General features: G+C 67.3%; 2 protein-coding genes. Both read left to right on the top strand.

What is annotated here, in order from left to right:
* Positions 1–124: 124 nt before the first annotated feature.
* Positions 125–1792, top strand: coding sequence for a pyridoxal-dependent decarboxylase (locus tag AB0I51_RS48290; protein ID WP_362985890.1), 1668 nt, complete (start codon positions 125–127; stop codon positions 1790–1792).
* The coding region (locus tag AB0I51_RS48295; RefSeq protein WP_362985892.1) for a methyltransferase domain-containing protein at positions 1789–2424 on the top strand (636 nt) is incomplete at its 3' end. The genes AB0I51_RS48290 and AB0I51_RS48295, both read left to right, overlap by 4 nt.

Consider the following 2424-nt stretch of genomic DNA (forward strand, 5'->3'; position numbering starts at 1 on the left):
GCGACGGTTCCCTTGCGCGAGTGCTCCTGAACGTCTGCTCAGCCAAAGGAAGACACACGCCCCAGGCCGGTGAACCTTTGCGGTCAGAGCACTAGCGGACTACACCGCGGGGCCGACGGGGGACATGGATGCCGTCGCAAGCTTGGTGCGCGAGTTGTCCGGGCGACTCGCGCACCAGGCGACGCCCTTGCCCTCCCCGTTGTATCTGGCCCACATGACGCCGGACCTCCCCGTAGCGGCAAGCCTCGCTTACCTCTGCGCGATGCTCTACAACCCCAACAACGTCTCACCGGAGACCGCTCCGGTGACCACCGAGCTGGAACACGAGGTCTCCGAAGACCTCTGCCGCCTGATCGGCTACCAGCCCGGCACCGGGTGGGCGCACCTGTCATCGGGAGGCAGTACGGCCAACTTCGAAGCCATGTGGATCGCCCGCAACCTGCGCAGCGTGCCCTCCGCAGCCGCGGCCCACCCAGCCGCAGCCGACCTCGTCTCCGGTCGCTCCCCCTTGGTGCTCGCCAACATGCCAGTACACCAAGTGCTGGATCTCGTCGAGGTCCTCTCCGCGCGCGGGCTTCTCCCCGAGGTGGGGCGACTGGCCGCCGAGCAGCGGCGGGAGGCGAGCACATCAGGCACGCTGCTGCTCGCCCGCAACGCGCACTACACATGGGACAGGTGCGCCGACCTGCTCGGGTTGGGCCCCGCCGACGTGGAGAAGGTGGAACTGACGCCGACGCACAGGGTGGACGTGCAGGCGCTTGGCAGGCGAGTGCGCGCCCTGTTGGCGAACGGGCAGCCGATCCTGGCCGTGGTGGCGATGTGCGGCAGCAGCGGAGAAGGCGCGGTCGACGACCTCGACGCCATCCTGCGGTTGCGGGCCGATTGCGAGCGGCGTTTCGGCGCATCGTTCTACGTCCATGTCGATGCCGCTTTTGGCGGATACTGCCGCAGCCTGTGGCTGCACCCCGACGGCACGATGGCTCCTTTCGAGGACCGACCGTTGGACGGGAGCGGCGCCCGCATGAAACCAGAGGTCCACGCCGCTTTCCGTGCGCTGCCCCTCGCCGATTCGGTCACGGTGGACCCCCACAAGAACGGCCACAGCCCCTATCCGGGAGGCAGCGTGGTGTTTCGTGACAGGCGAGCCGTCTCCCTCGTGGCCCGGGAATCGATGTACTTCGGTCAGGGAAACGGCAGTCGCATCCCCTTCGGACCACACACTCTCGAAGGGGGTCGACCTGGAGCGGCAGCTGCCGCCGTATGGGCCGCGCACCGACAGATCGGGCTGCATTCCCAGGGCTACGGCCGATTACTGGGCGGCTGCATCGCGACGGCTCAGAGACTGCACAAGCGGTTCTCCGTGGCTCGACGGGCAGCGCCGACCGCAAGCCACGACGTGAATTCCGAGGTCATCAGCTGCTTCGCCCCGGACCTGAACATTCTCAACCTGTCCGTCAGACCGCGGGAAAGTGAATACCAGCGCGTCCCCAGAGGCGCCTTCGGCCGCTTGGTACTCGACTCGATCCTTGCCGAGGCGGCCAGTGAACCGCTGACCAGCCTCTACGTGTCAGGAAACACCCTCACCGGCCGTCCACTGCCCGGAGGGGTGGAGCAGGCGCTGCGGTTGTGCACGATGAAAGAGCTCGGGCCGACGGCCTTGGACGTCGTCGAGCAACATCTGCGGGCTGCCGTTTCCCGGTCCGCGGGCAAGGTGAGCACCTATGGTGTCGCCGCCAAGCCGGGCTCCGCAGGAGACGTGGTGCATGTCTCTCCAGCAAAGGAGTGGAAGTGACCCCTGCACACACGGACAGCAGTGACCGGCCGTCAGACATCACCTGGGACCCCCAGTTGTACCTGCGTTTCCCGGAACACCGGATGCGCCCGGCACTGGATCTGCTGGACCGCGTTTCGTTCGACGCGCCTCCCACGGTGGTGTACGACCTCGGGTGCGGCCCGGGGACGCTCACGCGCGTGTTGACCGAACGCTTCCCCGACGCCGAGGTCCACGGCGTAGACAGTTCCCCGGAGATGTTGCGGACCGCAGCCGAGGCCGCGCCCGCAGCACATCTGCACCGGGTAGAGATCAGCTCTTGGCGCCCACAGCGGCGTCCCGATCTGGTGTTCGCCAATTCGCTGTTCCACCTGGTCCCCAAACACGGCGACATCCTGCGGCGCATGGTCCGCGACCTCGCTCCCCGCGGCGTACTGGCGGCGCAGATGCCGGTGTTCCACCGGACGCCGTGGTTCCGGCTGATGACACAGACGCTGGAGAACGGGGGGCCGGGCGGTATGCCGCTGGGCGCCCCCGATCTGCGTCGGACGCTGTACCTGAGGGGCCTCACGTTTTCCGGACAGGCTTCTGACCGTTTATTTCACGCGGCGATTCGCAACTTCTCATACTCGGCGTGGACTTCGCGCGGAGGG

Source organism: Streptomyces sp. NPDC050549 (genome assembly GCF_040655035.1).
GTDB lineage: Bacteria > Actinomycetota > Actinomycetes > Streptomycetales > Streptomycetaceae > Streptomyces.